This is a genomic window from Micromonospora sp. NPDC047620, from assembly GCF_043205005.1.
Lineage (GTDB): Bacteria > Actinomycetota > Actinomycetes > Mycobacteriales > Micromonosporaceae > Micromonospora.
In genome coordinates, this window is record NZ_JBIDDG010000195.1 from 1 (window position 1) to 1,063 (window position 1,063).

Here is a 1,063-nt window from a genome sequence, read left to right on the forward strand (position 1 = left end):
CCACCCTGCCGTTCCCGGGCTTTCCCACCGACCTGCAGCCGATGGCGATCGGTCTGGCGACCATCGCCGACGGGACGTCCATGATCACCGAGAACATCTTCGAGGCGCGCTTCCGCTTCGTCGAGGAGATGATCCGCCTGGGCGCCGACGCCCGCACCGACGGCCATCACGCGGTGGTCCGGGGCATCCCGCGGCTGTCCAGTGCGCCGGTGTGGTCGTCGGATATTCGCGCCGGCGCGGGTCTGGTGCTCGCGGGTCTGGTCGCCGACGGCGTCACCGAGGTGCACGACGTGTTCCATATCGACCGCGGCTACCCCCACTTCGTGGAGAACTTGCGCTCGCTGGGCGCCGAGGTGGAACGGGTCGGCACACCGGCGTAGTCGGCCGTACATCCGAAAGACCTTCCTGACCAGGCGATTTGACATAGAATCAACCGCCACGTAACTTATTCCAGGTCAGAGCGACACGGACACCGACCCGGAGCCGAGAGGCCCGGGACAACGAGGTCGGACGAGGAGCGCCTGACAATCACACTGGTTCGGTAAGAGGGACCCCGATTTGGTCGGGAACTTCTGGCTGAGCTAAGCTGTAAAAGTTGCCCAACCGATCGACCGGGAAGAATCCCGCGAGATTGCTGGTGCGTGTGTTCTTTGAGAACTCAATAGTGTGTCGATGAATGTCAGTGCCAAATATTTATTTTGGTTCCGTTCATCCTCCCCCCGTGAGGGTGACGGACATTTTTTGTCAGCTAATTTTCCGGCTGGCGTTTAAGTTAGGTTTTCGGACTCTGGTTCGAGATACTTCTGATTCGCTGCTTCGGTGGCAAATCTAGAGTCTTCAACGGAGAGTTTGATCCTGGCTCAGGACGAACGCTGGCGGCGTGCTTAACACATGCAAGTCGAGCGGTAAGGCCCTTCGGGGTACACGAGCGGCGAACGGGTGAGTAACACGTGGGTGATCTGCCTCGTACTCTGGGATAAGCCTGGGAAACTGGGTCTAATACCGGATATGACCACGAATCGCATGGTTTGTGGTGGAAAGATTTATCGGTGCGAGATGGGCC

The 1,063-nt window shown here is 59.3% G+C and carries 1 rRNA gene and 1 pseudogene; both read left to right on the forward strand.

From position 1 onward, the window contains the following. Positions 1-380 (forward strand): annotated as a pseudogene (locus ACGF5C_RS35200) (UDP-N-acetylglucosamine 1-carboxyvinyltransferase); the annotation flags it as partial. 457 nt (positions 381-837) lie between these two features. Continuing rightward, positions 838-1,063, forward strand: a 16S ribosomal RNA gene (locus ACGF5C_RS35205); the annotation flags it as partial.